Genomic DNA, 521 nt, shown 5'->3' on the forward strand with positions numbered 1-521 from the left:
GGGGACGCCGTAGAGCTGACCCTCGTAGCGGAAGCCGTCGAGGGCCGCCTTGTTGAGGTCGCCGGTGGCGTCGCCGAGCTCGACGGGGGCGACGACGCCGTTCTTGACGAGGTTGCCGGTGTTGTCGTGGGCGATGACGATCATGTCGGGGCCCTTGCCGGTGGGCACCTGGGCGGCGAAGTCCTCCGCGATGTCGCCCGAGGGCTTCTGGACGACGTCAAGCGTGACGCCGGTGTCGGTCTTGAACTGCTCGCCCAGCTTCTTGAAGCCGGCGATGCGGGTCTCATCGACCCAGATGGTCAGCTTGCCGCCGTTGGCCGGCGGGGCCGAGGTGGTGGGGGTCGCCTGGTTGGTGGCGCCGCCCCCCGCAGTGGGGGAGGCCGGGGTGGTGGATCCGCCGCAGGCTGTCAGTGCCAGCGTCAGGCCGGCAGCCATTGCGGTTGCGATGATGCTTCGGCGCATCGGTTCTCTCCTTGAGTCAGAGGGTGGCAGCGAAACAACGCTGCTCTGCTGCTGGGCAT

The 521-nt window shown here is 68.7% G+C and carries 1 protein-coding gene; it reads right to left on the reverse strand.

The window, feature by feature from the left end; translation table 11 throughout:
• On the reverse strand, nt 1-462 hold a 462-nt coding region (locus C2862_RS25070; protein ID WP_136223771.1), incomplete at its 3' end, for an extracellular solute-binding protein.
• Between the last annotated feature and the right edge of the window lie 59 nt (nt 463-521).

It is taken from the genome of Massilia sp. Mn16-1_5 (assembly GCF_004798585.1).
In the GTDB taxonomy this organism is placed as follows: domain Bacteria; phylum Pseudomonadota; class Gammaproteobacteria; order Burkholderiales; family Burkholderiaceae_D; genus Telluria.